This is a genomic window from Pantoea sp. RSPAM1 (genome assembly GCF_038816185.1).
Classification (GTDB): Bacteria; Pseudomonadota; Gammaproteobacteria; order Enterobacterales; family Enterobacteriaceae; genus Pantoea; species Pantoea ananatis.
This window is the reverse complement of sequence record NZ_CP046137.1, coordinates 13,459-39,979: the sequence shown is the minus strand read 5'-3', so window position 1 is coordinate 39,979 and position 26,521 is coordinate 13,459. Positions and strand designations below refer to the sequence as shown.

The window sequence follows — 26,521 nt, the reverse complement described above, 5'->3', positions numbered from 1 at the left end:
TTATTGTGATCAGGCTTCAGCACCGATATCCGTTTTCCTTTAGCGCCCATTTTCTGTTGCATTGCCCACAGCGATCGTTGGTGTCGGAATCTGACGTACCGCTGTAATCAGCATCAGAACCACGATGTTAAGGCCAATAACACTTTCCCAGGCCAGCCAGAATCCCAGTCGATCGGCCATAAGGCTCAATCCCAGGCCTAACGCCGTTGAGAGGCAGATAAATATAATCTCGTTAAAAGAGAGGATACGAGCCAGCGCCTGGCTGTCTGACTGGGTCATGATCAGTGTGTTTCGTCTTACCCTGATGTGACAATGGCAGAAGGCGATAAGGAAAAGGCATGCATATACGGCGCTGAGGGTTTTAAAGAGTAAAGGAAGCAGTAAACCCAGGGTAAACACCATGCCAAAAAGCAGATATACAGATTTCAGGGTCGGCAGATAGCGCTGAGAATTTAACATGCTACCCGCAATTGCGCCCAGCCCGTAAGGAACCACCAGAATCGCGTATGCGCTCACTGGGGCACCGATCTGTGTAAACAGCGCAGGATATAAGGCATTTAGAAACACCACACAGATATAGGGAAACAAAGAAAGCAGTTCTACAACGCGTTTTTGCTCCCCCAGAAAGAAATCATAACCTTTAACATATATGCCACCTCTTAACGTTTTACGGCTGCGGCTTTCAGGTTCAGCGTCGCTGGCATTATCCACCGGAATAAAAACGTTAATCAGTAATGACAGCGTGAAGCAGAGAAGCATAACCAAGCATACGTTGTGAATAGATTTGTCCTGAAGGATAAAAAACGCGACGCCCCCTGAAAGAAAGGTTATTCCCTGCCTGACCATTTCTAACAATCGATTCGCATGGTAAAGCTTTTGTTCAGGCAACACCTTTTTCATATAGGTGGCGCGAATGACCTGATCGGAGGCGCGAATCAACGTAAATACGGATGTGGATAACAAAATGACCGTGAATGAAAGTAGGGCATTGCGCTCGCCAGGGTTGATTAAAAAAAAGGCCAGAGCGTTGATGGCGCCCAGGACATACATAATCGTCAGCATCCGCTTACATGTCGTTTTATCCGTTATGTGTCCAATGAAGGGCAGAGCAAAGAACGTGATGATGTAGCCTGATGACAAGACCGTGGAGACCAGCAAACTCGACCCGAATGTACTTTCAATAAACCAGGCGATGGCAGTAAAAAACACTGCCATTGAAACACCTGACGTAAGCGCCGAGAGCAGGACAGGAAACATAGTTAAATCCCGAAGTAGTCGACCCGCTGCCGAGGAATATAGTTACCTTCTTTCGAGTAATACTCCTCAATTTCAAGGCACTGAAGATCGATGGCATGCTTAATATCATGTATAGCATTCAGGATGAAGGACGTTTCTTCCATGTCAGCCAGGGTAACAAGATGCAGATGATCATCCAGAAGACGTGAATGGCCTAATTCATAATCAATTTGAGAGTGTTTGAAGAAAGGTTCAAGAGTTCCAGGCTGAAGATTGTAATGGCTATTGATGTCCTGAATGGCATTTTTCACCTCAGCCTCGTCAAAATCGTGAGACTCAATCACTTTTGCAATCAGAAAGACCGTCGGGGGATGTGTTCTGAACAGCGCCTTCATCATATTAATCAAATTCAGTGTTGAAACGAGCGGAATGGCATTTTCAATTTCTACCTGCTTCATACCCAATTTGGTTAAAGTTTCTAATATGAATGATTCGTGGCCAGTTTCCTGTTGCTTATAGGTTGTCAGTACCGACTGAAGCTCAGGGTTGTCTGTACTCTTAATCGCGACGTCAATGATGTCCGGAAAGGCGTTGATGTAGTGCCAGGTTTCTATGAAGAAGCCTGTCAGAACGTTACGGTGCGTATCACCATAGAGAAATTTATTGAACAGATGCGTTTCTTCAACCTGCTCGGCCCACATTTCACATGCCTGAAGAGTTTTTTCAAGGATGTCTTCATTGTGCGGTGTTTCTTCGTTTCTGAGCATCCCAATATCGCCAAGAGAAGTCACCATCTCCTCAATGCGCTGAGCGGGAACGTTGGTTTTTTTAGCAATGTCAGCGATGCTGTTATGGCCGGTGCAGTAACCACGTATTTTATAAAAATCTTGCGCATCCCCTTGTTCCACTTCGTATAGCCCACCCGTGAAGCGCAGGTAGTGCTCACCATCTTCGTTCGTGGTCCAAAGGTTATGAACAAATTTGGGTGTGGTTTGATAATTTTTTTGCATGGCATTTTTTCCTTCAACGCGGACAGCAGGGCCAGTGCAAACGACCGGCCCCGATTTTGATATGCATGGGTTAGCCGCAGGTAGCGCCGCCCAGTTTTTTCGTGGATTTCTTGCTAACTTTTTTCAGTTTCATGGTTGGTTCCTCTGTTTAGAATCGGTAAGCCTGATAACAGGCGCTCAAATTGTTTACATAAACTGATGTTTTGGTAAAGATGATGTGCGTTTTTTCGTTATAAATATTAGACGTGCTTCTCATTTGTACGGGATCATGACTGTTGGATCGCAGTCATTCTGCACATCATGTCGCGTAGGAATAAGAGAGACTTTTGGTGGAGGCGATGCTGCCGGGACGGGATTGAAAACAGGCAAGGCCGTCAGGGATTCTTAACTCGACGCGGGGCGCGGTCGGGAAGACATGATCGTGGGATGAAACGAGACGAGAGTTGACGACATGCATCATTTCCGGCTAAGGGTTAGTGGAACCCCTGTTCTGTCGGCATCCAGAGGCTGTGCTTAAAAAAACACCGACCATCCTCAAGTTTATCTCATCATTGCCGATACTTTATGCGCAACTGGCGAAATCCGTCGCCGGTAGTATGTGACCCCCATTCGGGGCTCAGTCAACATAAGGAGCAACGGCATGGATATTCAGCAACTCACAACGCTGTCTGCAGGGTTGGAACAATGGCAGGCACGTGGTGAAGCCAATGCGACGCTGTTAAAGAAAACCCTCAACCAACAGGCAGATACCATCACGACACTGGTTGAAGGTGTCACCGCGCTTCCTGCTAACCCGGCGGTAGGGCGCAATATTAACACCACCGCCTGACGGATCCCCCGGGCGGCTTTTGTTGTGTCGCCCGTTTTAAATGCACCACGCAATCAATTGTTTTGCGATGAATGCGCACGGCTAACCGCCTTCTCAAACGCCTGCATGACAAGCAACTCATCCCTCATCCGCTTTCTAAAACCTGTTTTACGGCAACCATTACCCATGTTCTTCAGTCAATCCGGCAGAACTAAAAGCAGCAAAGCGCTATCAGTGCGATAGGTAGCATGATCACAATAACGGCACTTATTGTTAACTTTGTATTAATAACTATGGTTATCATTGTCTCCATCGAAAGCAAACCGCTTTCCCGCTTACAAGATAAGGAACAGGATTATGAAAACCATGAAAACACTTTCACTTGCCGCCGTTGCTGCGCTCTCACTGATGTCAGCTTCCGCTTTTGCGCAAACTGTTACCGCCACCGGTTCAACGCTCGATGGCACCGAAGCGAAAATTGCTGCCCAGGCTGAGCAGCAGGGCGCACAGTATAAAATCATCGAAGCCAATACCAACGATCGTGTTCACATGACGGCTGAGCTGTATAAATAACAGCGTTATGTTGAGAAAAGCGAAAGAGCTGCCTGATGGCAGCTTTTTTTTGGGCCTTTTTCACGGACGACGAGAATCTCTGCTTTCGCCGATAGCGCGATTGACCTGAAGTGCACCTGTTTCTCAGCACAATGACAGTTTTCCCCTTTTAAGGCGGTCATCAGGCAGCGCTGTGTCCGGTATTCAGCCCTGTATCGAAGTTATTAACCTTGTCACAATCTGTTGCTTGTTTATTCGCCATTGTCTCAAGCCCGTTCTTTATCCTGCCGATAACTCATCCAGACCACTCAATATGGCAGTATAAAAATGACAATATTAAAAAAACTTTTTTCTGTTTTTCCTAAACACCAGCATAAACACGCCGCCGATTCGCTCAGAGCACTGGACGATGCGGTTCCGATCATCGAATTCACCCCAGATGGCATCATTCTTCGCGCAAATGCCCTGTTTCTCAGCAAGATGGGTTACGACGCGAAAGAGATTGTGGGTCGTCACCACAGTATGTTTTGCCCGCCATCAATGGTGAACTCAGCCGAGTACCGCCAGTTCTGGCTGCGCCTTGCCAGCGGCAAGAGCTTTAGTGGTAAATACCTGCGCCTGGGCAAAGACAGTCATCCGGTCTGGCTGGAAGCCAGCTATGTGCCAGTAAAAGACAAACATGGCCGCGTCATCAAGGTGATTAAGCTGGCGGCAGATATCTCCGAGCGCATCAGTGAGGCACAGCAGCAGGATGCGCTGGTTCAGGCCATCAGCCGTTCAATGGCGGTCATCGCGTTTAATAAAGCCGGTGAAGTGCTGGAGGTAAATGAAAACTTCCTCAAAGCAACGGGCTACAAGGCAGACGAGGTACTGGGCAGGCATCACCGGATGTTCTGCTCTGAGGAGCTGCGTAACAGCCAGGAATATCAGCAGTTTTGGCAGCGTCTGAATCAGGGGGAATTTTTCTCTGGGCAGTATCCGCGGCTCAATCGTAATGGCGAAACTATCTGGCTGCGCGCAACCTATAATCCGGTTTTTGATGCAGAGGGGCGGATGTACAAGATTGTCAAATTCGCCAGTGACGTCACCGAGCAGGTATTGCAGAACCAGCAGGAAAATGATGCGGCTCAACACGCGTGGAAGATGGCGCAGCAAACCCGCGAAAGCTCGATAACGGGCGCGGATGTGATTGAAGACAGCGTCAGAACGATGGCCGAAATTGCGAAAGAGATGAACAGCGTATCCGCAGATGTCTTTGGTTTAAACGGACAGTCGGATCGTATTGCTGATATGGTACATACCATTCGCAACATTGCCGAGCAGACGCGTTTCATCGCCCTGAATGCGGCAATTGAGGCGGCCAGGGCCGGCACGTCCGGACGCAGTTTCGCCATTGTGGCAGCTGAAGTCCGGACCCTGGCGGCCCGAATTAATGAAGCGACCGAAGAGATAGGGCGCGTGGTGTCCAGCAATAATCAGCTGGCAAAAAAGGTGCTGGAAGATATCGAAAATAACCTGAAAAACACGGCTCGCGGCGTTAATTTGATGCGCCAGGCCGGAGAGGTGATAGCCAGCATTCAGAGTAATTCAGCGCGTGCCGAGGAAGCGGTCAGAAACGTGTCTCGTTCAGCGTCACCGCGTTTCGCGTAGTTTTTATTATGTCGGATCGCCTGTTTGCACGGGCGATCTCCTTTTGGCCTGCCGTTTTCTGTTACCCGTCCCGTCAACATTTCACTTTGTTTGCTGCCATTCGATAAGGCACTATGAGTTCCCTCTGTCTTTGCTTCTCCCTCGTTGAAAGGAACGTCAGCCGCTATGCCCGTTAATTTCGATCTTAACGATCTCTATGCGTTTCGCGCATTGGTTGAATATGGCAATTTCCGTATTGCAGCGGAATCCATCTGCCTGTCTCAGTCGGCGCTGAGCCGAAGGATCGAGAAGCTGGAAACGGCACTGGGCATCAGGCTGTTTGACAGAACCACTCGCCGGGTCACGCTGACACTTTATGGTCAGACGTTTGCCGCACGTTCAGAGCAGCTTCTGAGCAACTTTGAAGAAGTTATGGCGGATATCAGTAAAGTCAGTCAGGACAGAACGGGCCTGGTGACGGTGGCCACTGTGCCGTCTGCTGCCTATTACTTTATGCCGGATGTGATCCGCCGCTTTCAGGCCCGCTATCCCAGAGTGCGTGTCAAAATTATTGACAGTAGCGCAGGTAACGTCATAGAGGCCGTCACCAGCGGTCAGGCAGATTTTGGCATTTGCTTCTCGGGTAATCCGCCGCCTGACACCGAATTTTTACCGCTGGTTGAGGATGTTTACGTGGTTGCCTGTCGGCACGATCATCCTCTTGCCAGCCGTAAAAGTCTGACGTGGGAAGAGTTTTATCAGCAGGATTACGTGGGGCTGGATAAAACCTCAGGCAATCGTAACCTACTTGATTCCGCGCTGGGCCATGTCGTGCCTGCGCGTCCGAGTATCTGCGAAACCCGGCATGTCACCACCATGTTAGGCATGGTTGAAGCGGGAATCGGCATTGCTGCCGTTCCCGCGATGTCGATGCCGTCATCAGGTCATTCGGTGCTGGTTCATCTGCCGCTAACCGATCCGGTAGTAAAACGCACCGTCGGCCTGATCAGGCGCAGCGGACGCATTCAGTCCTACATTGCCGCTGAACTGGAAAAGCTAATTACTGAACGGTATCACTCTGCTTAGCAGGCTGCTGCGCTTTGACCGAGTGCAGGCCCGTGGCATGGACCACTTCCTGAGCCGGGGCTGACGCCAGGAAATCAAGTAGCGCTTTGCCTTCCTCTGGATGCTCAGCTTTGGCTGGCACGGCGCCGGCAAATCGGGTGATATACTGCACGTCGTCAGGCAGTTCGCCTACAAAGGTCACGCCCGGCACCGGCAGGAGTTCACTCACCTGCTGGAAGCCCAGCGCATAGTGGCCTTTTGCCACTTCAGACGCCACCGGAATGCGCTCCACCTCGTGGGCTTTGCCTTTAACCCTGTCTTCAATGCCTAACTTTTTAAACAACTGATGGCTAACGTATTGACCGCTGGCGCTGTCGGAATAGGCAATGGATTTAGCATTCAGCAGGGTTTTACGCAGTGCGTCATCCGTTTTGATATCGGGTTTGGCATCTCCCTTCTTCACCACAATGCCGATCGGCGAGTCGGCCAGCTCAACGCGTGAACCTGGTTTGATCCACCGGTCTTTTTCCAGCTGACTGAGCGCATCGCCCACCATAATCACTACGTCGGCTTTTTCCCCGCGCGCCAGTCGGTTAGGGATCGCCTGCGGGGTTTTGCCCATGGAAGGCCCGGACACCAGAATAATTTTATCGCCACTTTTCGCTTCAAACTGAGGCGTCAGTTTTTCCAGCGCGGCTTTGAAGCCGCCAGAAATCATCACGGTCACATCTTTTGCCAGCACCGCGGTGCTGACCGATGAAAGAACCAACGTGGCAAGGAGTGAACGGTAAATTATTTTCATTATGTAAGCCCTGACTTAATGTTTAACGGCGGTTTGCAGATTGATCGTGCTGCGACGGTACAGGTACAGCGTTGCCAGTAAGGCGCAGACGGCAGCGAAGCTCATCCAGTAACCCGGAGAGGCTTTATCGCCGGTGTACTCAATTAACGCTGTTGAAATCACCGGCGTGAATCCGCCAAAGATGGCGGTCGCGAGGCTGTAAGCCAGTGAAAAGCCTGCGACTCGCACCTCCGCTGGCATGATCTCGGTAAGTGCCGGAATCATCGCGCCGTTGTACAGGCCATAAATAAATGACAGCCACAGCAGGACAGTGAGCATCATGGAGAAGCTGGGGGCAGCAGCCAGCATCGTCAGGGCAGGGTAAGCGGTCGCCAGCGCGATCAGCGTCATGCTGACCAGGACGGGTTTACGTCCAAAACGGTCAGACAGCGCCCCGCCAACCGGCAGCCACAAAAAGTTAGAAATGGCGACCAGCAGCGTAACCAGCAGGCTGTCCGAGGCGCTGAGCATCAGCACTTTCTTGCCGAAAGTCGGTGCATAAACGGTGATCAGATAGAACGCGGTGGTGGTCATCGCCACCATCAGCATGCCGGCAAGCACAACCTGCCAGTTGGCCAGAAGGGTTTTAAACACGTCGCGCATCGCCAGGTGATGACGACGGGCGTTAAATTCCTGGGTTTCTTCGAGCTTGCGGCGCAGAAAGAAAATGAAAGGCACAATCATGCAGCCAAACAGGAACGGAATGCGCCAGCCCCACTCACGAATTGCGCTCTCTTCCAGCACGGCATTCAGGGCAAAGCCCATCGCGGCGGCAACCATAATGGCAACCTGCTGGCTACCGGACTGCCAGCTGGTGTAAAAGCCTTTACGGCCCGGCGTGGCGATCTCAGCCAGATAAACGGAAACGCCGCCCAGTTCGGCTCCGGCAGAGAAACCTTGTAACAGGCGGCCGGTTAACACCAGCATCGGTGCCCAAAGCCCAATGCTTTGGTAAGACGGAATCAGGACGATCAGGAAGGTGCCCGCCGCCATAATTGACAGGGTAACAATCAGACCTTTACGTCGGCCGACCTTATCAATGTATGCGCCCAGCACCACAGCACCAATGGGGCGCATCAGGAAGCCCGCGCCGAACACGGCAAAGGTCATCATTAGCGAGGCAAATTCACTGCTCGCAGGAAAGAAGGTGTGAGCAATATAGGTGGCATAAAAGCCGAACAGGAAAAAGTCGAATTGCTCCAGAAAGTTGCCTGAGGTAACACGTAATATGGCGCCGGTTCGGGCGCGGGTGGTCATAGGTGAAGTCGAGGAATGCATCGGTATCTCCAGTTTATCATTGACGCTTTTTGCCGCGTCTGTTGCTGAAGACTGGATCAGGAAAATAAAGTAAATAAGCGCAATAATCTCATCGACTAATGCGTAATGCGCATCAATAACGCTTAGCCATTACCTGAGGCTATGTGTAACAAGCCCTTAACAACATAGCGGAATAGACGGTCACCGCTAAACACGGAAAAACGGAATGCGTGTTTTGTGACAAGGTTCATACGGGTCTTTGACGGCGAGCGTGCAGCGTAACGCGATTGTCAGGTTTTATCGGGCGTACCAGGCGCTGGCCTGGCAGGGAGTAAACTCGTAGCCTGTGAACCTGATCTCCCGCCCTTGACTGAGACCGCCAGACCACAGGGGAGGACACCATGCCGTTTGCAAGGCGCCAATGCCGATCGGCCCTGTACAGGAACCTCCGATCGGCAATGGGTTATCGTCGTTGCAGACAGAATGCGCGTCTGTCGTCGCAGGATGAGATCACGGGTGCCTAAAACCAGGCTTCCCACATCGCGCCCAGATTAAAGTCGTCCAGTATTTCGTTCTCCCAGCCGTTCACGCGAGCGGTGCGCGCATTGTCCACTTTGCCCCCGGTGACATAGAAGCGCAGCATAGGACGAAACTCCGGCCCCATGGCAATGGCGATATTTTGCGACAGAGTCAGCTTCCAGCCATGGTTACTGCCGCCTTCATCGTAGTTAACGCGCTGATAACCGGCTTCCAGCCAGGTGGAATGGACGTCATTCCAGAAATACATTGGGCGGACAATTGCGGCGTAGTTCTTCCGGTTATCGCTTTTCAGCCGACTGTTATCGTAGTCGTGATAACCCAACAAATACTCGACCTGCGCCTGCGGGCTAAACAGATGTTTACCCTCAAAGCTGGTATACACAGTGCTGAGGCCCTCGGTTTTGCTGTAAACGCTGTTATCCGAATTGTCAGAATAGCGGGCAATCACTTTATTCACGCCATGGTCGTTAGTGTGGCTCAGTACAAACGCCCCCTGCCAGGCTTTCAGGCGATCCTCACTGTCTACGGCTTTAGAGTCGAAACCGTAATTGGCGTACAGCTCCAGATCGAGTGCGCCCAGCTTGATGCCGTGAATTTTAGAGGTGGCAGCGTAGTTGCCTTTATCCCCGGTACCTGAACCTCCCGTACAGGTGATGCGCGAGGGATTAGACTCATCGCTGAGCACTTCAGGGCTACAGGATTCCACGGCAGCGACGGCGGCCACGTCAAATTTTATCCCGCCCACATCGAAGTTCTTCACGCCCGCGCCCTGGCCATCATGGTTCATCCAGAAATAATCATTGATGTTCTGCTGCGGGCGCTGATGAAAGTCCCGTCCGGCCCAGAGGTAGGCATCAGGATTTGATGCCAGCACATTCGTCACGCCGGCATAGGCCTTTTTCAGATTCACCTCGTCGCCCCAGTGATCGATCATCACATTGACATCCCAGACAGCCCCACTTTGGCTTTTAAACGCCTTGGAGAGCTGGAATTCGCCACCGTTGCCTTCATTGCCCAGACGGCCAATGCCGGAGGCACCGTTATAAGAACCGTCCACGGCGACATATTTCTGATCGCCGCTTTGATAATGCGCACCGTAGCGCGCATAGCCGCTGAACGTGACGCCAAAGGGGATTGCCCTATCCGGTGTCTGGGCCGGGCTTTGCGGGTCGGTCACCACGTCCGTTTTTTTCGCTACGGCCGCATCCATTTTCGCCTGATGTTCGGCCAGGGCTTTATCAACGGCTTTGGCGACGATGGCGTCGATCTGTTCCTGCGTAAACTCCTGTGCAGCGACAACGGCAGGGCACAGCGCGGCTATCACCGCCAGAGGTAAGGGAAGTTTTCGAATAATATTCATGGCTATCTCGTTTGCACAGCGTCATTCGGGTTGATGATGTTCAACCCGAATAACGACGTGTGTTAATGATCAGACAATAACCATCCTGCGCGGGTTTATTGATGACCAGGGCAAGTTGATTTTTATATTATGTTATTTCCAGAGGTTTTTTTTCAGCCGATCTCCTGTCATGTTTTTTTATTAACGCTGGTAGAGATAAACAATTTCTTCTGCCAGTTCACGTGCCAGCATTGAGGTCATTAAATGATCCTGAGCATGGACCATAATTAATGTCATTGGCTGGCGGGCTTCACCCGCGTCCTGCTCAATTAATCGGGTTTGCATGTGATGCGCGGTGCGGGAATAGTCGTCGGCCTCCTTCAGCCGGGCTTTGGCCTCATCAACGTCACCCTTTCGCGCTGCCTGAAGGGCTTCAAAGCACAGGCTGCGGGCATGCCCGGCATTGACAATAATCGTCATTACCGCGTCTTCAAGTTCAATCATGATCGTTGCTCTCAATTAAAACCGTTATTTTCGGCAACCTCAGCAAACCATTTGCCACTCTTTTTAATCGTACGTTTTTGTGTGGCTAAATCTAACTGCACAAAACCGTAACGATTTTTATAACCGTTTAGCCATGACCAGTTATCAATAAATGTCCACATATGATAACCCAGGCAATGACAGCCTTCGCGAATCCCTTTATGCAGCCATTTAAGATGTTCGGAAACAAATTCAATACGATAATCATCCAGAACTTCACCGTTCTGAATAAATCGCTGTTCATTCTCAACGCCCATACCATTTTCAGAAATAAAACAGCGCGGGTTTCCATAATTAATTCGCAGGTTAGTCAGAATATCGTAAATACCGGGCGCGTAAATTTCCCACCCACGATACGGATTCATCTGACGGCCTGGCATTTCATAGGGGTCGAATAACCACTCCGGCATAAAGGGCGCTTCAGCATTGACGGCGCTGTCCCGACACTTCACCCGGCGCGGCTGATAATAGTTCACGCCCAGAAGGTCGATAATGCCGTCGGCAATCAACGCAGCGTCGCCAGGCTGGCAGCGCGGAAGCTGGTGGTACTGACTCAGTAAGCTCAGCAGATCCACGGGATATTCTCCCTTCAGAACCGGATCCAGAAAGCTGCGGTTAAACAACAGGTCAGCATGATGTGCGGCTTGCACATCGGCCGGATTCGCCGATCGTGGATAGGACGGCGTGAGGTTCAGCACCACACCAATGTCACCGTCGTAGCCGCCGTTACGCCAGGCTCGTACTGCCAGCGCGTGTGCCAGGAGTGTGTGCAAGGCCACGTTAGCCGCTCGTCTGAAGTCCACGACGTTGGGATAATGAAAATCGTACAGATAGCCACCTTCGACCGGCACAATCGGTTCATTGAAGGTAAACCAGTGTTTTACCTTATGGCCGAACAGCGCGAAACAGCGCTGGGCATAGCGGCCAAACGCCTCCACAACCTCACGGTTCTCCCAGCCGCCTTTGTCCTGCATAGCCAAAGGCATATCGAAATGAAACAGGGTGATAAAGGGTGTAATGCCCTGCGCCAGTAATGCATCGATGACCTTGTTATAAAAAGCCACGGCGTCAGGATTCACGGCGTCAGTGCCGTCTGGCATCAGGCGCGCCCAGCTCAGCGACGTGCGAAAGCTGTTGTGTCCTAACTGCTTTAGTAATGCGATATCGCGCTGCCAGTGCTGATAAAAGCCAGAGGTGTCTTGTGGGCCAATACCTTGATGGAAACGGTGAGGCTGTTGCGCAAACCAGCGATCCCAGGTGGTAGGGCTTTTACCGCCATTCAGGCTGTCCCCTTCGGCTTGTAACGCCGAGCTGGCGCTGCCCCACCAGAAATTTTCAGGAAAACGAAAGTTCATTTTATGGGCTCCTTAAGCCTGTGGATGACCGGGCACGGGTTGGCCTGCAGGAGGCGCATCCTTGATTTTTTTCTCTTCTGCTTTAATCAGGCTGCGTTCATAGGCACGCAGGAAGGGTAAGTACATCAACGCCGACATCAGCATACAAATCAGGCACATCACCAGCGGGCTTAGCGCCCAGTTAGCGGCCCAAGAGGCACCGATCGGGGCGGGCGTGGTCCATGGCGTAAGCGAAACCACCTGGGCGATCCAGCCGAGTTTCGTGGCGGTATAAGCCAGCACGGCATTAATCATTGGAACGCAGACGAAGGGGATAAACAGCAGCGGGTTCATGATGACCGGCGCACCAAACAGGATGGGCTCATTGATATTAAAAAAGCTGGGCACCACGCCCATTTTGCCAATGGTGCGTAAATGTAGCACCCGGCTACGCAGCAGTAAGAAGGCCAGCGGTAAGGTGGAGCCCACACCGCCAATCAGCAGGTAGTGATCCCAGAAACCCTGTAGATAGACATGCGGCAGAGCGGCTCCCGCCGCCAGGGCGGCCTGGTTAGCAGAGAGGTTAGCCATCCAGAAGGGATTCATAATGCCGGTGACGATCAGTGCACCATGAATACCGGCAAACCAGAAAATCTGACACAGCAGGACGGAAAGCAAAATGGCGGGCAAAGAGTCCGAAGCCGAAACCAGCGGCTCCAGCAAATGCATGATCGCCTGGGGCATAATCATGCCGGTTTGCGCTTCGATAAACAGGTTGAGCGGATGTAACGTTGCGATAATCACCAGTACCGGGATCAGAATCTCGAAGGAGCGTGCCACGCCGGTGGGCACTTCTTTCGGCAGGCGGATAGTGACATTATTTTGTTTTAGCCACGCATAAACCCGGGTGGCGTAAATGGCGGTAATCAAGGCAGTAAAAATTCCCTGACCGGAAAGATACTGGGTAGAGATTTTTTCATCCGCATAAGGCGCGGCCACCAGTAAAAACGCCATAAATGCCAGCAAACCCGACATGATGGGGTCCAGATTGAACTGGCGGCCCAGGCTGGCGCCAATCCCGACCGAGATAAAAAAGGTCATAACGCCCATGCTGAGATTAAACGGCAGCATCAGCTGTTGGCGATAAATGATGGAAAAGTCCAGCCAGGCACGGGCAACGCTGTTGGTGGTATCCGCTGAAAACGGCGGGAAGATAAATACCAACATAAACGATCCAATAATCATAAACGGTAGCGCCGCCGTAAAGCCGTCACGAATCGCTATCACATACTTTTGCTGACCTAACTTTCCGGCGAGTGGCGTAATGGACTGTTCTATTACCGTCACCATCGACTGATATAACGAACTCATAATGACACCTTTCTAGTGTGCCGCTTCAATAAGCGACAGAGCGTAATCCAGCACCTTGTCACCGCGTTGCATGCCGTAGTCCGTCATATTGATAGCCTGGACAGGAATGCCGTGGGTGGCAGCTTTTTCTGAGAGCGTGGTTAACATGTACTTCACTTGCGGACCGAGCAGAACGACCTGATAGTTTGGAAACTGCGCATCAAATTCGGAAACGCCCCAGGCATCGATCTGCACACTTAGCCCGCGCTGGTTCGCGACTTCGACCATCTTGCGGACTAAAAGACTCGTGGACATTCCTGCCGAACAACACAACATAATCCTGATCATTAATAACCCTCCTTTGCGTATAGAACGTGTTACAGGCTGGATTTGATATGATACGGAAACCGGTTTCCATTTGATGCTAACGGAAATGTGACAGGCATCATGATCCCCGTTAAATAAACATTTTTCTTACGATTCAGATCACGTAATTTCAAGTTATTGTCGATAATTGAGAAGAAATGGAAAATCGGTTTCCATGAAAAAACGAAAAAGCTATACTGCTGGTGATGATTATTTGCGCCGCAGAGTTGGGATATTTTTCAGGGATTCAGCGGGGTTTTCAGGGGAAAAGAATGTCTACTATCAACGATGTATCGCGTCTCGCGGGTGTGTCAAAAGCCACGGTGTCGCGCGTGTTGAGTGGGTCACGCGGTGTAAAAGAAGCCAGCCGCGTTGCGGTATTAAAAGCGGTGGATGAACTCAGTTATCGTCCAAACGTGATCGCTCAGTCATTACTCAGTCAGACCACCGGCTGTATTGGCGTAATTTGCGCACAGGACAACATTAACCAGACCACCGGTTACCTCTATGCGCTGGAAAAACACCTTAGCCAGCACCAAAAACACCTCTTGCTCCGTTTCGCGAACAGCAGGATGGAAGTGATGACCTGCCTTGATGAGCTGACCTGTGGGTTGTGTGACGATGTGTTGATTATCGGCGCGCGCTTCCCGCTGAACCTGAATCAAAAAAACGTTATCCTGGTGGATTGTCTGGAAGCCGGGGATGACGTTAACAGCATTCAGTTCGATCACGCCTTTGCCGCTGAAACCGCCTGCAACTACCTGATAAGCCAAAATCGTCGACAGATTGCTTTGATTCATCCTGACAGAATGGGGTTTTCCGATCGGGTTCTGTTGGGTTACAAACACGCGCTGGAAAAAAACTTTCTGCCGTTTAACCGCAACCTTGTGTTTATGGACGCCACATCCTCCTCTGTAGCGCTCCAGGAGTTGCTGAATAACGCGCCCACGCTGAATTTCAGCGCATTGCTGGTGGCGGATGAACAACAGGCGCAGAAAGTCATTCCCCAGTTGCAGGCGTTCAACAAAAAGGTTCCCGACGACATTATGGTCTTCAGTCTGGCGGGCTCGTTGAACTTGCCCGGCATTCCAACTATTCCGGCAATTGAGTACTCGATGGACGCGATGGCAGCGCGCATCGTTAAGGCACTGACTGAACAGACGCGTAGCGTACTGGACTCGTATGTTATGCGGGGTGACCTGATTATCCCTGACTTTCGCCAGCGCTGAGCGCCCTTAGTCCGTTCGCTGCTCTTGTTGCTCAATAATCGCCAGCGCCAGCCCCGTTGCCGGAGCAAGGGGCGACGTCAGAAAATGTACCTGAGTGTGAGCGGCAATGAATGCCAGCTTATTGGACTGGGTTTGATTAAGTACGGCCTGACAAAATGTTGGGCTGACGCTCCAGGGGCAATCGATGATGATGTTGGCCGGATTGAGCAACAGCATGATCTGGCTAAGCGCGATACCCAGATAGTTTCCCGCCAGTTGCATCACTTCGTTTACCACGTTAGGCGCGCTGTCGCGGTTGTGCCAGGTCAGGCCCGGCTGACGCTGGGCCAGCTGTTGATTAATGGCAGGTTTACTGATCATGGCTTCCAGACAACCCTGACGGTTGCAGCTACAGCGGGGCCCGTTCGGCTGGACAGTGAGGTGGCCGGCTTCGCCCGCCGTCCAGCTGTTGCCGGTAAAAACGACGCCGTGCTGTACCAGTGCGCCGCCAATCCCTTCGGCAATTCGTAAATAAAAATGCCCGCTTTCGGCGGGCAAGTTGAGTTGTTGCACAGACAGCAGCGCAGCGGCTTTAACGTTATTCATAATGCGAATCGGCAATCTGATCTGTTTACGCAGGTTGCTCGCCAGATCAACATCCTGCCAGCCCAGATGGGTAGATAAATGCATCCAGCCCCGTCTGGGATCGACGACGCCAGGAAAGCCCAGCCCGATGCCCAGCAGTCCCGGCCAGGATTCGGTCAGTTTTTCACACAAGGCGGTCACCTCCGCTAACAGTGTCCCCGGTCGGCTGGTATCTGTCCGCAGGGTTTGTTCCGCCAGGGGTTGGGAGAAATAATCGCAAACCTGCCAGTGGATCAGGTTCTTTTCCACCATGATGCCGGCGCTGACCAGCTTTTCCGGACGCAGAGTAATCTGGATTTTAGGGCGACCTGCCGCAGAGACACTGGCTTTTCCCAGCTCCTGCACGAGATCCTGTTCCAGCAGATCATCAATAATCTGCGACACGGTATTTTTACTGATTGCCAGGATGTGCGCCAGGTCCTGCCGCGACGTGATACGGCGCTGGCGCAGTTGCGCCATGACCCGCTTTTGATTATTCAGCCGCATTAATGCAGGCCCTTTGCCAGTCACTTTCATGGCGGATTACCCCAGGTGTGGAAATCGGCAGCAGATTTGCCACCAACGATGAAGTCTTATTAGTTTGATGTCTAATCAAAACTTAGCATCGTGCAGATAAGCCTGCCAAACGGCGACGGCCTCAGGGCGAGAGAATTAAGTCAGAAATGGGTGCCAGGCCACAGGATTATGTAACGATAAGGTAAAGGGCTGGCCCGCGTTCGCGGGCAGCCAAATCAGTATTCATCACCGCGAACGCGGCTACGGTAGCTTTCCCAGTCAAAGCGAACCCACAGGCTATTGCCCAGGCGCATGCGATCCATAACGCGTTCACCCAGCAGCGCATTCATCCCGGCGTGATCGAGGTTAGACAGCATGCCCGTCGGGCGTTTCGAGGAGGAACGGCGGTCCACAATCTGGTTGATAATCACTTTCTCGTAGCGCGATTCACTCTGCATACCGATCTCATCGATCACCAGCAAATCAACGCTGCTGAGATCCTGAATCAGCCGTTCTTCCGTAATATTGCTGCTGCCGCTGAAGGTGCCCTTCATGCTCGACATCAGATCTGCCACCGTAACGATTAGCACGCTCTTGCCACGTAAAATCAGATCGTTACCAATGGCGGCTGCCAGGTGGTTTTTGCCAGTGCCTGGACGGCCCGAAAAAACAAAGCTGGCAATACTGCCATCAAATTCGGCCGCATACTGGCGTGCCAGTTCCAGCGCTTTGCGCTGGCCTTCGTTTTCAACCCGGTAGTTATCGAACGAGCAGTTGATGTGTAGCTCGCGAATGCCGGAACGGCCCATGATGCGCTGCATTTTCATCGCGCGATTTTCGCGCACAATCGATTCTGATCGCAGACGGCCCTGTTCCTGATTCCAGGCCAGTAATTCTTCACCGTTTGTGAACTTGGGTCGGGTACCCGCGGGCATCATTCGTTTCAGACGGTTAAACAGATCGTTCGGCGTTTTCATTATTCACCCCGGAAACCATCAGGAATTGTGCTGTCAGGATTCGGCAACTGTGTAATGTCACGTCTGGGTTGTCCGCCATTGGCCGCCCGATTCATTTGCAGGCTGCGTGCCAGCTTCTGCTGCCACTGAACGTGATGAAACAAACGCCCTTCCGCTTGCCAGTAAGCCACAAAGGCAGCCAGTTCAGCTGGCGTCACCGGTTCGCTTAGTGCAACGCCCCATATGGCCGCCTGTCGGGTAAAGTCAGTGTCCGGCTGCCAGCCATCATACATGGCGAATTTACCCACCGGCGTATGCAGCGTAGCAGAAACATCGTCATACAGGCTGTCGTCCAGCGCCACATCACTGGGTTGCTGGGCGGCGGCCTCAAGCGCCAGTAGCCGTGCGAGGCGCGCTGGCGTAATGGCATACATAACGGGCGTATAATTTTCCAGCACCGCCAGCGTGCCGTCTTCAGCCTGCTGCAAGGCGCTGAGCGGATCCTGACGGAAAGCCTCAAGCCCAATAAGCGTTGACGTTAAGATTTTGACTGACATGAAAAGACCTGCGGTTAACTTACACCGAACACCGGATGAAATTTCCAGTGCAGAAGCGGATATTGTACCTTTTTTAACGCGCGGGATCGCTGAAAAAGCGTTGAGGTTTTCCACCCAACCGGATGCGTTTACACAATGGCTGGGCGGACGTGGCCTAAGCTGTCTTACGCTTTTAGCGACGGGTTTGCCACAGATAGCGGAGCCCGGCCAGCCAGCACAGGCTGTAGCCCAGTAATTCCACGCCTTCTTCGGCCATGTTTTTTACGCCTCGATTGTAGTGATCGGGCATCAGGTGAGCCCACAGCGTGTTCATCCCAAACAGTCGGGAAAAAACCAGCACGATCATCAATCCGGCAGCCATAACGGGCCAGCGGTTGTGATTGAGGAGATCGGCCAGCGCGCTCAGGGTCTGCTTTGGGGTACGCATGGCCACCGCGAAACTGCCCAGCGCGATCGCCAGCGCAAACCACACCCAGCTACCATGACGGATGAGATCGAAGAAAAAATCCAGTTCACGAATAAGCATGCAACTGTAAAAACCGGCAATTAAGGTTAATCCGCCGCGTTGTGCAGGCCGATGACGGGCGGCAATGAAAAACAGTGCGGCAAGACTGAATAGCAACAGTTCCTGCGTGGTTTCGGTAAAAGACGCTTCGTGCAGCGCATTTTTCATCCAGACCACATCGATATAGATGGGGCCGATCATGAAGGTGATAAACAGAGAAGCAAAAAGAAATACGGTGAGCTCACGCCCGATAAGGATGACATTGTTACGCATGGAGTTACCTGAAAATGACTATCGTTATCATTGTATTTACATTCGTTATCGCTGCCTTCGCTTTTTATGCGTGATCGGTTCAGCTAAATGCATGACTGCAGCGGATAACCGAAGCGGCCTCGCAATTTACTGTGACTCGGGTTCAAATGTTGGAAGATTCCCCCTACTATCGAGGCAATAAACATGGCCTGGCATAAAAGGAAAAACACGATGCAACGATGTGGCTGGGTAACGCAAGATCCTGTCTATCTGGCGTATCACGACGATGAGTGGGGCAGACCACAGAGGGATAAGCAGGCGCTGTTTGAAATGCTCTGTCTGGAAGGCCAGCAGGCTGGGTTATCCTGGATTACCGTACTGAAAAAACGCCAAAATTACCGCGCCGCGTTTCACCAGTTTGAACCGCAAGCCATTGCGCAGATGGACGATCAGGATATCGCCCAACTGATGCAAAACAGTGGCATTATTCGTCATCCCGGAAAAATTGCGGCCATTATTGCTAATGCCCGGGCGATGCTGGCAATGGAAGCAAAAGGGGAGAATTTTGCCCAATTTGTGTGGCAGTTCGTTGATAATCAGCCTGTCGTCAATCATGTTGCCGATTACAAACAAAGCCCCACCACCTCTGCGCAGGCTATCGCGCTTTCAAAAGCGCTAAAGACCCGTGGTTTTAAATTCATCGGCCCGACAATTTGTTATTCATTTATGCAGGCCTGCGGCCTGATAAACGATCATCAAACCAACTGCTTTTGTCATCCTGACAACATTTAACGTCGATCCTTTACAAAATAAGACATTGTCTCAGGATTTTCCTCACTTTTGCGCGGCATAATCAATGCCAACCGGGGAACAAGGTGCCCCGTTGTGATGAATCTAAGGGACATAAAATGCAGAAAAAGTTAATTGCGCTCACCCTGCTGTTGAGCGGTAGTTTGGTGGTATCAGGTTGTACAACTAATCCTTACACCGGTGAGTCTCAGGCGGGAAAATCCGGTGTGGGCGCAGGTTTGGGCGCATTAGTGGGTGCTGGCGTTGGCGTGCTTTCCTCTTCGAAGAAAGATCGGGGCAAAGGTGCGTTAATCGGTGCAGCAAGCGGCGCGGCGTTAGGCGGCGGCGTGGGCTATTACATGGATGTTCAGGAAGCGAAGCTGCGTGACAAAATGAAGGGAACCGGCGTGAGCGTTACGCGACAGGGCGATAACATCGTGCTGAATATGCCGAACAATGTGACCTTTGATTCCAGTAGCAGCAGCCTGAAACCGGCGGGCGCTAATACGCTGACCGGCGTCGCTATGGTGCTAAAAGAGTATCCTAAGACCGCTGTGAATGTCGTGGGACACACGGACAGCACCGGCTCGCGTGATTTAAATATGCGTCTGTCGCAGCAGCGCGCAGAGAGTGTGGCCAGTGCGCTGATCGTCCAGGGTGTAGCCGGCAGCCGCTTGCATACTCAAGGGGTAGGTCCAGACAGTCCGATTGCAACCAACAGCACTGAAGCCGGTAAGGCGCAGAACCGCCGCGTTGAAATCACGCTCAGTCCGTTAAATTGATCATCTCGCCCCCGTTGTCGGGGGCAAAGTCAGACTCGCTGTCCTTTTTTCGACGGCTTTTGGTAATAAAATGGGTAAGGTTTCCAGTTGGGAACCTGCGCACGGTGCCTGTCAACGCTTTATGCCAGAATGGTTCAAATTGAACAATGGATAACGCATCATGTCACTTAAAGCCATTGCGTCAGTACTGGGTCTCTCCGTTACCACCGTGAGCCGGGCACTCAACGGCTATGAAGATGTGGCAAAGCAAACGCGGCAGCGCGTGGAAGAAGAAGCGCAGCGGCGCGGCTACCGTCCCAACATGGCAGCGCGACGGTTGAAAACCGGCCGTGCCAATGCGGTTGGCCTGGTTTATCCAATGACCACATCCGCTCTCAACGATACGCACTTTAATAAGATATTACTGGCGCTCGATCAGCGTCTTTCCCAACACGATATCGATCTCGTGTTGTTAACAGATAAACCGCATGACGGGCAGCGTTCACTGATTCGCATGCTGCGCAGCCGGGCAGTGGATGCCATTGTTGTTACGCACACGTCACCTCATGACGAGCGCCTGCTCAGCCTGCAGCAGAAAGGCGTGAGTTTTCTCACGCTGGGACGCAGTGATTCAGAGCAGAATCATGCCTGGTTCGATGTTGATAACGCCGCGGGTTCGGCGCTGGCGGTAAAACACTGCCTGTCGCTGGGTATGCAACGCATCGCCTGGCTCGGGGGCGATACAACCTGCACCTTTGTGCGCGATCGTCGCCAGGGCTACCTCAATGCAATGGATTCCGTGCCGCCCTATGCCACGGCGGTGGTTGCGCCGTCGCGCCGGGCAGGCTATCAGCAAACCACAGACTGGCTGGCACAGGGGCTGCAACCTCAGGCCATTATCACCGATTGCAGCGCCCTGGCAGAAGGCGCGCTCGTGGCCTTACAGCAGGCGGGCCGCCTGGAGGGTGATACTGCTGTTACCTTAGTTGCATGGGATGGGCTACCGGTCGACGCCATTATCGATCATCCGGTTATCGCCATTCGGCAGGCCAGCGAGCAGCAGAGAGGCGAGCAGGTTGCGATGATGGTGATGCGACTGCTGGAAGGCGCACCGCTGGCGGAGTTACAAATACTGTGGCAACCCTGCCTGCAATTTCCCAAGTAACGCGAACGTTTTTGCCATGTTGTGTGGCTGTGGTAGTCTCGCGGGATGCTTAATTTGCGGAATCCTTTATGAAAACCAGGCCGCCTCGCGCCACTATCAGCGATGTTGCTCATGCGGCAAAGACCGGTAAAACCAGCGTCTCGCGCTATTTAAACGGTGAGCAACATCTGCTTTCTGCCGATTTAAAAATGCGCATCGAGCAGGCGATTAGCGATCTTAACTATCGGCCAAGCCAGATGGCACGTGGCCTGAAACGGGGGCGTACCCGACTCATTGGCCTGATCATCGCCGATATCACCAATCCCTATTCTGTAGACGTCATGTGTGGCATTGAAGCGGCCTGCCGTGAATGTGGCTTTACGTTACTGATGTGTAATACCAATAATGAAGTCGACCTGGAACAACACTACCTGCAATTGCTGAGCAGCTATCAGGTTGAGGGCATTGTCGTTAACGCCGTTGGCATGCATGAAGCGGTACTGAGCCGACTACAACAGTCTTTACTGCCCATGGTGCTGATCGACCGAAAAATCCCTGATTTCCCCTGCGATGTGGTTGGGTTGAATAATGCCGAAGCGGCAGAAACGGCCACCGCCCATCTTATTGACAACGGTTATGAGTCGCTGCTGTTTCTCAGCGAACCCTTAGGCAGCGTGAATACGCGCCGAGAGCGACTACAGGCGTTTCGGCAACGTCTTGCCGCACATCCCGCAATCACCCATGAGAATGCGGAAGTCGCGCTGCACCAGCCCGGGATAATGGACAAGGTTTTGCGCGACTTTCATCAGCGGCACGCGGGAAAACGCTGTGCGGTAATGGTCGCCAATGGCGCGCTGACCTTGCAGGTGGCTCATTCTCTGCAGCGTCTTGCCCTACGCTGGGGTAAAGATATTGGCCTGTTAGGGTTTGACGAGCTCGAATGGGCTGCGTTGGCGGGCGTCGGTATTACCACCTTAAAGCAGCCCACCTGGCAAATTGGTTATCGCGCGCTCGAACGTCTTATATCCCGTATTGAGGGACACGACCATCCACCTTGTGAACAGGTTTTTTCAGGCGAACTCATCGTGCGCGGTTCCAGCCAACGCCTCGGCTGATTTTCAGACTCTTCCTTTCGATTACGTGCTCGCTTCGTGAGCACGATCATACTTCCGCATTTTGCTACTTTGCTTTGGAACCGGTTCCATTTAACGTTTTTATAACGTTAATGCAGATTTTCACATCAGGAGTCGTAATGAAGCCCGAAATCATCGTCGTGACCGCCGCGTATGGTCATCAACAGATTGCTGAGCTGGGCGGGCAGGCCGCGCTATTGCCCCTTATCCAGCAGGCGGGCGCCGACGGTGTGGAAATCCGCCGTGAACTCTTTGATGAGACCGCGTTGGCCCATTTACCCGCGCTGGCGCAGGCCGCGCAGGTGCATCAGCTGCGCATCAGTTATTCGGTACCCGATGCCTTGTTCTGTGAGGACGGCAAACTTAACCCCTTACTGGACGGTTACTTTTCCGAAGCACGTCAGTTGAATGCAAAGCGGCTGAAAGTGGCGATGGGTAACTTTACGGGCGCGCTGTACAGCGAAAAGCTACGTGGCTTGATGACGGAATATGGCGTGCCCCTGACTGTGGAAAACGATCAAACCCGCTTCGGCAAACAGCAACCGATGATAAGGTTCTTTAAGGCCGCCAATGAGGCGGCGCTGCCGATTACCATGACATTTGACATGGGTAACTGGTGCTGGACAGGTGAAGACCCGATCCAGGCGGCTGATCTGCTGGCTGAGCATGTGGGTTACGTGCATGTCAAAGCGGCGGTGCCGCAGGGGGCAAGCTACCGCGCCATCGCGCTGGATGATGCCGGTCCTGGCTGGCAAAGCCTGTTATACCGGTTGCCAGCAGCAGTGCCTCGCGGCATTGAGTTTCCGCTGGAAGGCGACGATTTGATTGCGGTGACGCGCCATTATGTGACGCTGCTGCGTAACGTCTGAGGAGTGCATATGACTACCCATCCAAACGGCACGCTTGATGTCATCACCATCGGTGAGGCCATGGCCATGTTTGTCGCCGGTGAAACGGGCGATTTGGCCGCAGTAGACACCTTTGTTAAGCGCGCCGCTGGCGCAGAGCTGAACGTCGCTATTGGTCTGGCGCGACTGGGGCTGAAAGTGGGCTGGGTGAGCCGCGTGGGGCAGGACGCCTTTGGTCGCTTCATCTGTCAGGTGCTGGATAAGGAAAATATCGATCATCGTCAGGTGACCGTTGACCCGCGCTATCCCACCGGCTTCCAGCTGAAATCCAAAGTCGATGACGGTTCAGATCCGCTGGTGGAGTACTTTCGTAAGGGCTCCGCCGCCAGTCATCTGTCGCCAACAGATTTTGATCACGACTATTTTGGCGCTGCACGTCATCTGCACCTCAGCGGGGTTGCAGCCGCGATTTCAGACAGCTCACTTGAGCTGACAAAGCATGCTGCTAAAGAGATGCGGGCGCGAGGCAAAACGCTTTCGTTTGATCCCAATCTGCGTCCGGTACTGTGGCGCAGCGAAGGCGAAATGCGCAAGCAGCTCAATCTGTTAGCAGAATACGCGGACTGGGTACTGCCTGGCGAAAAAGAGGGCTATATCTTAACTGGCTATCGCCAGCCTCAGGATATCGCTGACTTTTATCTTGATAAGGGCGTAAAGGCGGTGATCATTAAAACCGGCTGTGAGGGTGCCTGGTACAAGACTGCCAGCGGTGAACAGGGCCAGGTTGAGGCGATGAGAGTGGATAACGTCGTCGATACTGTAGGGGCAGGGGATGGCTTTGCCGTGGGTGTGATTAGTGCGTTGCTGGAAGGGAAGCCACTGGTGCAGGCGATCCGCCGGGGTAACAAAATAGGTTCACTGGCAATTCAGGTTATTGGCGACAGCGAAGGGTTGCCGACGCGTCAGCAGTTAGGCGATGCATAGCCCAGCCCTCAAACACAGACAGAGGAGTTACCGATGAAAACGCAGACGATCGCGCCAAAACGCTGGTGGTTCATCATGCCCATCGTGTTTATTACATACAGCCTTGCCTACCTTGACCGTGCCAATTTTAGTTTTGCCTCAGCAGCGGGCATTAACGACGATTTGGGCATCACGAAAGGCATGTCGTCACTACTGGGCGCCTTGTTCTTTCTGGGATATTTCTTTTTTCAAATACCCGGCGCGATTTATGCCGAACGTCGCAGTGTAAAAAAACTGATCTTCTGGTGCCTGATTCTGTGGGGCGGCTGCGCCTCACTGACCGGCGTAGTCAGTAATATTCCCATGCTGGCGGCTATTCGTTTTATCCTCGGAGTGGTTGAAGCGGCCGTCATGCCTGCGATGCTGATTTATATCAGTAACTGGTTTACTAAATCTGAACGCTCGCGGGCTAATACCTTTCTGATCCTGGGCAATCCGGTCACGGTATTATGGATGTCAGTGGTCTCCGGTTATCTGATTGAGGCCTTTGGCTGGCGGGAAATGTTTATTTTTGAAGGCATTCCTGCGGTTATCTGGGCCGTAGCCTGGTGGTTTATGGTGCAGGACAAACCCTCACAGGCACGCTGGATGAGTGAGGTCGAAAAAGCCGCGCTGCAGGCCGAGTTGCAAAAAGAGCAGGAAAGTATCAAGGCCGTGCGTAACTATGGGGAAGCCTTCCGTAACCGCAATGTGATCATTCTTTGTATGCAATATTTTGCCTGGAGCATTGGCGTTTACGGTTTCGTGCTGTGGCTACCTTCAATTTTGCGTAACGGTACGCAAATGGGCATGGTGGAGGCGGGCTGGTTATCGGCAGTGCCTTATCTGGCGGCGACCATTGCAATGGTGCTGGTGTCATGGGCGTCAGACAAAACACAAAACCGTAAATTATTCGTCTGGCCTTTATTGCTGATTGGGGCGTTGGCCTTCCTGGGCTCCTACCTGGTAGGATCGGGCAATTTCTGGCTATCCTATACGTTGTTAGTGATTGCCGGGGCTGCGATGTACGCGCCATATGGCCCCTTCTTTGCCATTATCCCGGAAATGTTGCCACGTAATGTTTCAGGTGGCGCAATGGCCCTGATTAACAGTATGGGTGCGCTGGGTTCCTTTATCGGCTCATGGATTGTGGGTTATCTGAATGGCGCGACCGGGAGTCCTTCTGCCTCCTATATATTTATGGGAGGGGCGTTACTGCTGTCAGTGGTACTGACGCTGATCGTCAAACCTGCACAAAATAAGACGCCATCGCTTCATGGGGCAAAACCGGCCTGAAAGCGTAAGCGTTAGCCTCTTCTCCGGGCGACCTTAGCGTTGCCCGTCATCTATTTACAGGAAGCTATCTGATGAAACCCGCCGTCATTCTATACAAAAAATTGCCTGACGATCTGCGCGCGCGTCTTGCTGAACATGCCACGGTAACTGAAATGAAGGATCTGTCGCCAGAAAGCCAGCAGCAGCATGAAAAAGCGCTGCAGGAGGCAGAAGGATTACTGGGCTCGGGTGGCAAAGTTAATCGCGATCTGTTGGCAAAAATGCCCCGACTGCGGGCCTGCTCAAGCGTGTCTGTGGGCTATGACAACTTTGATGTGGAGGCGTTAAATCAACGAGGCGTGGTACTGATGCACACGCCGACGGTACTGACTGAAACGGTCGCCGACACCATCATGGCGCTGGTCCTCAGCAGCGCGCGCCGCATTCCGGAGCTGGATGCCTGGGTCAAGGCTGGTAACTGGCAAAAAAGCATCGGTCCGGCGCATTTTGGTATTGATGTACACCACAAAACGTTGGGCATTCTGGGGATGGGCCGCATAGGCATGGCGCTGGCCCAGCGGGCGCATTTCGGTTTTGGCATGAAAATTATTTATCAGGCTCGCCGCCAGCACGCGCAGGCCGAGTCACAGTTCGCCGCAGAACGGTGTGACCTGGAAACGCTGTTGAAACAGAGCGACTTTGTATGCATCAGCCTGCCGCTGACTGAAGAGACTTACCATTTGATCGGCGCGGAACAGCTGAAACTGATGAAATCCAGTGCGGTACTGATCAATGCCGGCCGTGGGCCAGTGGTGGATGAAAACGCGCTGATTGCCGCCCTGCAGGAGGGCACTATTCACGCCGCCGGGCTGGATGTCTTCGAAAAAGAGCCTTTACCCACTGACTCGCCGCTGCTGTCGTTACCGAATGTCGTGACGCTGCCGCACATTGGTTCAGCGACCCACGAAACCCGATACGGAATGATGCAGGATGCAGTTGAAAACCTGATTGCAGCGCTTAACGGCAAGGTAGAAAAAAACTGCGTTAATCCCCATGTCCTGACGTAATCCCCACGGCTTCC

At 52.5% G+C, this 26,521-nt stretch carries 26 protein-coding genes; 13 read left to right on the top strand and 13 right to left on the bottom strand.

What is annotated here, in order from left to right; genetic code table 11:
• Positions 1-39: 39 nt before the first annotated feature.
• A complete protein-coding gene (locus GKC68_RS00700) occupies positions 40-1,215 on the bottom strand; it encodes an MFS transporter (RefSeq protein WP_033778194.1) in 1,176 nt (391 codons plus the stop codon).
• A gap of 44 nt (positions 1,216-1,259) precedes the next feature.
• Positions 1,260-2,246 carry an iron-containing redox enzyme family protein gene (locus tag GKC68_RS00695; RefSeq protein WP_089528848.1) on the bottom strand — a complete coding sequence of 329 codons (987 nt, stop codon included), beginning with the start codon at positions 2,244-2,246 and terminating at the stop codon, positions 1,260-1,262.
• Between the two features lie 640 nt (positions 2,247-2,886).
• On the opposite strand from GKC68_RS00695, the gene GKC68_RS00690 reads away from it, so the two are divergent.
• From GKC68_RS00690 to GKC68_RS00675, 4 genes are all read left to right on the top strand, one after another.
• Positions 2,887-3,075, top strand: a complete 189-nt coding sequence (locus GKC68_RS00690) for a YjfB family protein (protein ID WP_014332946.1) — start codon at positions 2,887-2,889, stop codon at positions 3,073-3,075.
• Positions 3,076-3,411: 336 nt separating this feature from the next.
• The gene (locus tag GKC68_RS00685; protein ID WP_013023962.1) at positions 3,412-3,627 is read left to right on the top strand and encodes a YdgH/BhsA/McbA-like domain containing protein; all 216 of its coding nucleotides are present in this window, start codon (positions 3,412-3,414) and stop codon (positions 3,625-3,627) included.
• A gap of 306 nt (positions 3,628-3,933) precedes the next feature.
• A complete protein-coding gene (locus tag GKC68_RS00680) occupies positions 3,934-5,256 on the top strand; it encodes a PAS domain-containing methyl-accepting chemotaxis protein (protein WP_028725356.1) in 1,323 nt (440 codons plus the stop codon).
• 165 nt (positions 5,257-5,421) lie between these two features.
• Entirely contained in the window at positions 5,422-6,321 is a 900-nt protein-coding gene (locus GKC68_RS00675; RefSeq protein WP_058707076.1) for a LysR family transcriptional regulator, read from the top strand.
• Here the strand turns inward: GKC68_RS00675 and GKC68_RS00670 are convergent.
• The 7 genes from GKC68_RS00670 to GKC68_RS00640 all read right to left on the bottom strand — a co-directional run bounded on the left by GKC68_RS00670 (position 6,296) and on the right by GKC68_RS00640 (position 13,852).
• Positions 6,296-7,102: a substrate-binding domain-containing protein gene (locus GKC68_RS00670; protein WP_028725358.1), complete on the bottom strand. Its 807-nt coding sequence runs from the start codon at positions 7,100-7,102 to the stop codon at positions 6,296-6,298. The two genes, GKC68_RS00675 and GKC68_RS00670, sit on opposite strands and share 26 nt — an antisense overlap.
• A 15-nt stretch (positions 7,103-7,117) precedes the next feature.
• Positions 7,118-8,419, bottom strand: a complete 1,302-nt coding sequence (locus GKC68_RS00665) for an MFS transporter (protein WP_342656508.1) — start codon at positions 8,417-8,419, stop codon at positions 7,118-7,120.
• A gap of 499 nt (positions 8,420-8,918) precedes the next feature.
• Entirely contained in the window at positions 8,919-10,298 is a 1,380-nt protein-coding gene (locus GKC68_RS00660) for a carbohydrate porin (protein ID WP_206116040.1), read from the bottom strand.
• A gap of 180 nt (positions 10,299-10,478) precedes the next feature.
• Entirely contained in the window at positions 10,479-10,781 is a 303-nt protein-coding gene (locus GKC68_RS00655) for a PTS lactose/cellobiose transporter subunit IIA (protein WP_028725361.1), read from the bottom strand.
• A gap of 11 nt (positions 10,782-10,792) precedes the next feature.
• On the bottom strand, positions 10,793-12,175 hold the full coding sequence (locus GKC68_RS00650; RefSeq protein ID WP_047714844.1) for a glycoside hydrolase family 1 protein: 1,383 nt from the start codon (positions 12,173-12,175) through the stop codon (positions 10,793-10,795).
• A 12-nt stretch (positions 12,176-12,187) separates the two neighbouring features.
• The gene (locus GKC68_RS00645) at positions 12,188-13,525 is read right to left on the bottom strand and encodes a PTS transporter subunit EIIC (protein ID WP_089528845.1); all 1,338 of its coding nucleotides are present in this window, start codon (positions 13,523-13,525) and stop codon (positions 12,188-12,190) included.
• Between the two features lie 12 nt (positions 13,526-13,537).
• Positions 13,538-13,852: a PTS sugar transporter subunit IIB gene (locus GKC68_RS00640; RefSeq protein WP_028725363.1), complete on the bottom strand. Its 315-nt coding sequence runs from the start codon at positions 13,850-13,852 to the stop codon at positions 13,538-13,540.
• Between the two features lie 290 nt (positions 13,853-14,142).
• On the opposite strand from GKC68_RS00640, the gene GKC68_RS00635 reads away from it, so the two are divergent.
• Positions 14,143-15,099, top strand: a complete 957-nt coding sequence (locus tag GKC68_RS00635) for a LacI family DNA-binding transcriptional regulator (protein WP_028725364.1) — start codon at positions 14,143-14,145, stop codon at positions 15,097-15,099.
• A 6-nt stretch (positions 15,100-15,105) separates the two neighbouring features.
• On the opposite strand, the gene GKC68_RS00630 is transcribed toward GKC68_RS00635, so the two are convergent.
• The 4 genes from GKC68_RS00630 to GKC68_RS00615 all read right to left on the bottom strand — a co-directional run bounded on the left by GKC68_RS00630 (position 15,106) and on the right by GKC68_RS00615 (position 18,509).
• Entirely contained in the window at positions 15,106-16,239 is a 1,134-nt protein-coding gene (locus GKC68_RS00630) for an ROK family transcriptional regulator (protein WP_047714845.1), read from the bottom strand.
• 215 nt (positions 16,240-16,454) lie between these two features.
• On the bottom strand, positions 16,455-17,195 hold the full coding sequence (gene dnaC, locus GKC68_RS00625) for a DNA replication protein DnaC (protein WP_013023975.1): 741 nt from the start codon (positions 17,193-17,195) through the stop codon (positions 16,455-16,457).
• Positions 17,195-17,731 carry a primosomal protein DnaT gene (gene dnaT, locus GKC68_RS00620; RefSeq protein WP_028725366.1) on the bottom strand — a complete coding sequence of 179 codons (537 nt, stop codon included), beginning with the start codon at positions 17,729-17,731 and terminating at the stop codon, positions 17,195-17,197. The genes dnaC and dnaT overlap by 1 nt, the downstream gene beginning before the upstream one ends.
• A gap of 172 nt (positions 17,732-17,903) precedes the next feature.
• Positions 17,904-18,509 carry a hypothetical protein gene (locus GKC68_RS00615; RefSeq protein ID WP_028725367.1) on the bottom strand — a complete coding sequence of 202 codons (606 nt, stop codon included), beginning with the start codon at positions 18,507-18,509 and terminating at the stop codon, positions 17,904-17,906.
• Between the two features lie 210 nt (positions 18,510-18,719).
• Between GKC68_RS00615 and GKC68_RS00610 the strand changes: the two genes are divergently transcribed.
• The 8 genes from GKC68_RS00610 to ghrB all read left to right on the top strand — a co-directional run bounded on the left by GKC68_RS00610 (position 18,720) and on the right by ghrB (position 26,507).
• The gene (locus GKC68_RS00610) at positions 18,720-19,280 is read left to right on the top strand and encodes a DNA-3-methyladenine glycosylase I (RefSeq protein WP_028725368.1); all 561 of its coding nucleotides are present in this window, start codon (positions 18,720-18,722) and stop codon (positions 19,278-19,280) included.
• A gap of 116 nt (positions 19,281-19,396) precedes the next feature.
• Positions 19,397-20,059: an OmpA family lipoprotein gene (locus GKC68_RS00605; RefSeq protein ID WP_047714846.1), complete on the top strand. Its 663-nt coding sequence runs from the start codon at positions 19,397-19,399 to the stop codon at positions 20,057-20,059.
• 160 nt (positions 20,060-20,219) lie between these two features.
• Positions 20,220-21,203, top strand: coding sequence for a LacI family DNA-binding transcriptional regulator (locus GKC68_RS00600; protein WP_058707069.1), 984 nt, complete (start codon positions 20,220-20,222; stop codon positions 21,201-21,203).
• 68 nt (positions 21,204-21,271) lie between these two features.
• The gene (locus tag GKC68_RS00595; protein ID WP_089528842.1) at positions 21,272-22,297 is read left to right on the top strand and encodes a LacI family DNA-binding transcriptional regulator; all 1,026 of its coding nucleotides are present in this window, start codon (positions 21,272-21,274) and stop codon (positions 22,295-22,297) included.
• 137 nt (positions 22,298-22,434) lie between these two features.
• A complete protein-coding gene (locus GKC68_RS00590; RefSeq protein WP_028725372.1) occupies positions 22,435-23,184 on the top strand; it encodes a hypothetical protein in 750 nt (249 codons plus the stop codon).
• Positions 23,185-23,193: 9 nt separating this feature from the next.
• Positions 23,194-24,147: a sugar kinase gene (locus GKC68_RS00585; protein ID WP_047714849.1), complete on the top strand. Its 954-nt coding sequence runs from the start codon at positions 23,194-23,196 to the stop codon at positions 24,145-24,147.
• 33 nt (positions 24,148-24,180) lie between these two features.
• Complete coding sequence (locus GKC68_RS00580; protein ID WP_028725374.1) at positions 24,181-25,461, top strand: MFS transporter; 1,281 nt, start codon at positions 24,181-24,183, stop codon at positions 25,459-25,461.
• A gap of 71 nt (positions 25,462-25,532) precedes the next feature.
• A complete protein-coding gene (gene ghrB / locus GKC68_RS00575) occupies positions 25,533-26,507 on the top strand; it encodes a glyoxylate/hydroxypyruvate reductase GhrB (RefSeq protein ID WP_028725375.1) in 975 nt (324 codons plus the stop codon).
• Positions 26,508-26,521: the final 14 nt, after the last annotated feature.

Bases quoted from the DNA above. Each gene is read 5' to 3' on its own strand.
- GKC68_RS00700 (WP_033778194.1), bottom strand. From the start codon at position 1,215: ATGGCAGTGTTTTTTACTGCCATCGCCTGGTTTATTGAAAGTACATTC.
- GKC68_RS00685 (WP_013023962.1), top strand. From the start codon at position 3,412: ATGAAAACCATGAAAACACTTTCACTTGCCGCCGTTGCTGCGCTCTCA.
- GKC68_RS00665 (WP_342656508.1), bottom strand. From the start codon at position 8,419: ATGCATTCCTCGACTTCACCTATGACCACCCGCGCCCGAACCGGCGCC.
- GKC68_RS00640 (WP_028725363.1), bottom strand. From the start codon at position 13,852: ATGATCAGGATTATGTTGTGTTGTTCGGCAGGAATGTCCACGAGTCTT.
- GKC68_RS00670 (WP_028725358.1), bottom strand. From the start codon at position 7,102: ATGAAAATAATTTACCGTTCACTCCTTGCCACGTTGGTTCTTTCATCG.
- GKC68_RS00590 (WP_028725372.1), top strand. From the start codon at position 22,435: ATGAAGCCCGAAATCATCGTCGTGACCGCCGCGTATGGTCATCAACAG.
- GKC68_RS00610 (WP_028725368.1), top strand. From the start codon at position 18,720: ATGCAACGATGTGGCTGGGTAACGCAAGATCCTGTCTATCTGGCGTAT.
- GKC68_RS00660 (WP_206116040.1), bottom strand. From the start codon at position 10,298: ATGAATATTATTCGAAAACTTCCCTTACCTCTGGCGGTGATAGCCGCG.
- GKC68_RS00695 (WP_089528848.1), bottom strand. From the start codon at position 2,246: ATGCAAAAAAATTATCAAACCACACCCAAATTTGTTCATAACCTTTGG.
- GKC68_RS00615 (WP_028725367.1), bottom strand. From the start codon at position 18,509: ATGCGTAACAATGTCATCCTTATCGGGCGTGAGCTCACCGTATTTCTT.
- GKC68_RS00580 (WP_028725374.1), top strand. From the start codon at position 24,181: ATGAAAACGCAGACGATCGCGCCAAAACGCTGGTGGTTCATCATGCCC.
- GKC68_RS00595 (WP_089528842.1), top strand. From the start codon at position 21,272: ATGAAAACCAGGCCGCCTCGCGCCACTATCAGCGATGTTGCTCATGCG.
- GKC68_RS00600 (WP_058707069.1), top strand. From the start codon at position 20,220: ATGTCACTTAAAGCCATTGCGTCAGTACTGGGTCTCTCCGTTACCACC.
- GKC68_RS00605 (WP_047714846.1), top strand. From the start codon at position 19,397: ATGCAGAAAAAGTTAATTGCGCTCACCCTGCTGTTGAGCGGTAGTTTG.
- ghrB (WP_028725375.1), top strand. From the start codon at position 25,533: ATGAAACCCGCCGTCATTCTATACAAAAAATTGCCTGACGATCTGCGC.
- GKC68_RS00635 (WP_028725364.1), top strand. From the start codon at position 14,143: ATGTCTACTATCAACGATGTATCGCGTCTCGCGGGTGTGTCAAAAGCC.
- GKC68_RS00645 (WP_089528845.1), bottom strand. From the start codon at position 13,525: ATGAGTTCGTTATATCAGTCGATGGTGACGGTAATAGAACAGTCCATT.
- GKC68_RS00650 (WP_047714844.1), bottom strand. From the start codon at position 12,175: ATGAACTTTCGTTTTCCTGAAAATTTCTGGTGGGGCAGCGCCAGCTCG.
- dnaC (WP_013023975.1), bottom strand. From the start codon at position 17,195: ATGAAAACGCCGAACGATCTGTTTAACCGTCTGAAACGAATGATGCCC.
- GKC68_RS00675 (WP_058707076.1), top strand. From the start codon at position 5,422: ATGCCCGTTAATTTCGATCTTAACGATCTCTATGCGTTTCGCGCATTG.
- GKC68_RS00585 (WP_047714849.1), top strand. From the start codon at position 23,194: ATGACTACCCATCCAAACGGCACGCTTGATGTCATCACCATCGGTGAG.
- GKC68_RS00690 (WP_014332946.1), top strand. From the start codon at position 2,887: ATGGATATTCAGCAACTCACAACGCTGTCTGCAGGGTTGGAACAATGG.
- GKC68_RS00680 (WP_028725356.1), top strand. From the start codon at position 3,934: ATGACAATATTAAAAAAACTTTTTTCTGTTTTTCCTAAACACCAGCAT.
- GKC68_RS00655 (WP_028725361.1), bottom strand. From the start codon at position 10,781: ATGATTGAACTTGAAGACGCGGTAATGACGATTATTGTCAATGCCGGG.
- GKC68_RS00630 (WP_047714845.1), bottom strand. From the start codon at position 16,239: ATGAAAGTGACTGGCAAAGGGCCTGCATTAATGCGGCTGAATAATCAA.
- dnaT (WP_028725366.1), bottom strand. From the start codon at position 17,731: ATGTCAGTCAAAATCTTAACGTCAACGCTTATTGGGCTTGAGGCTTTC.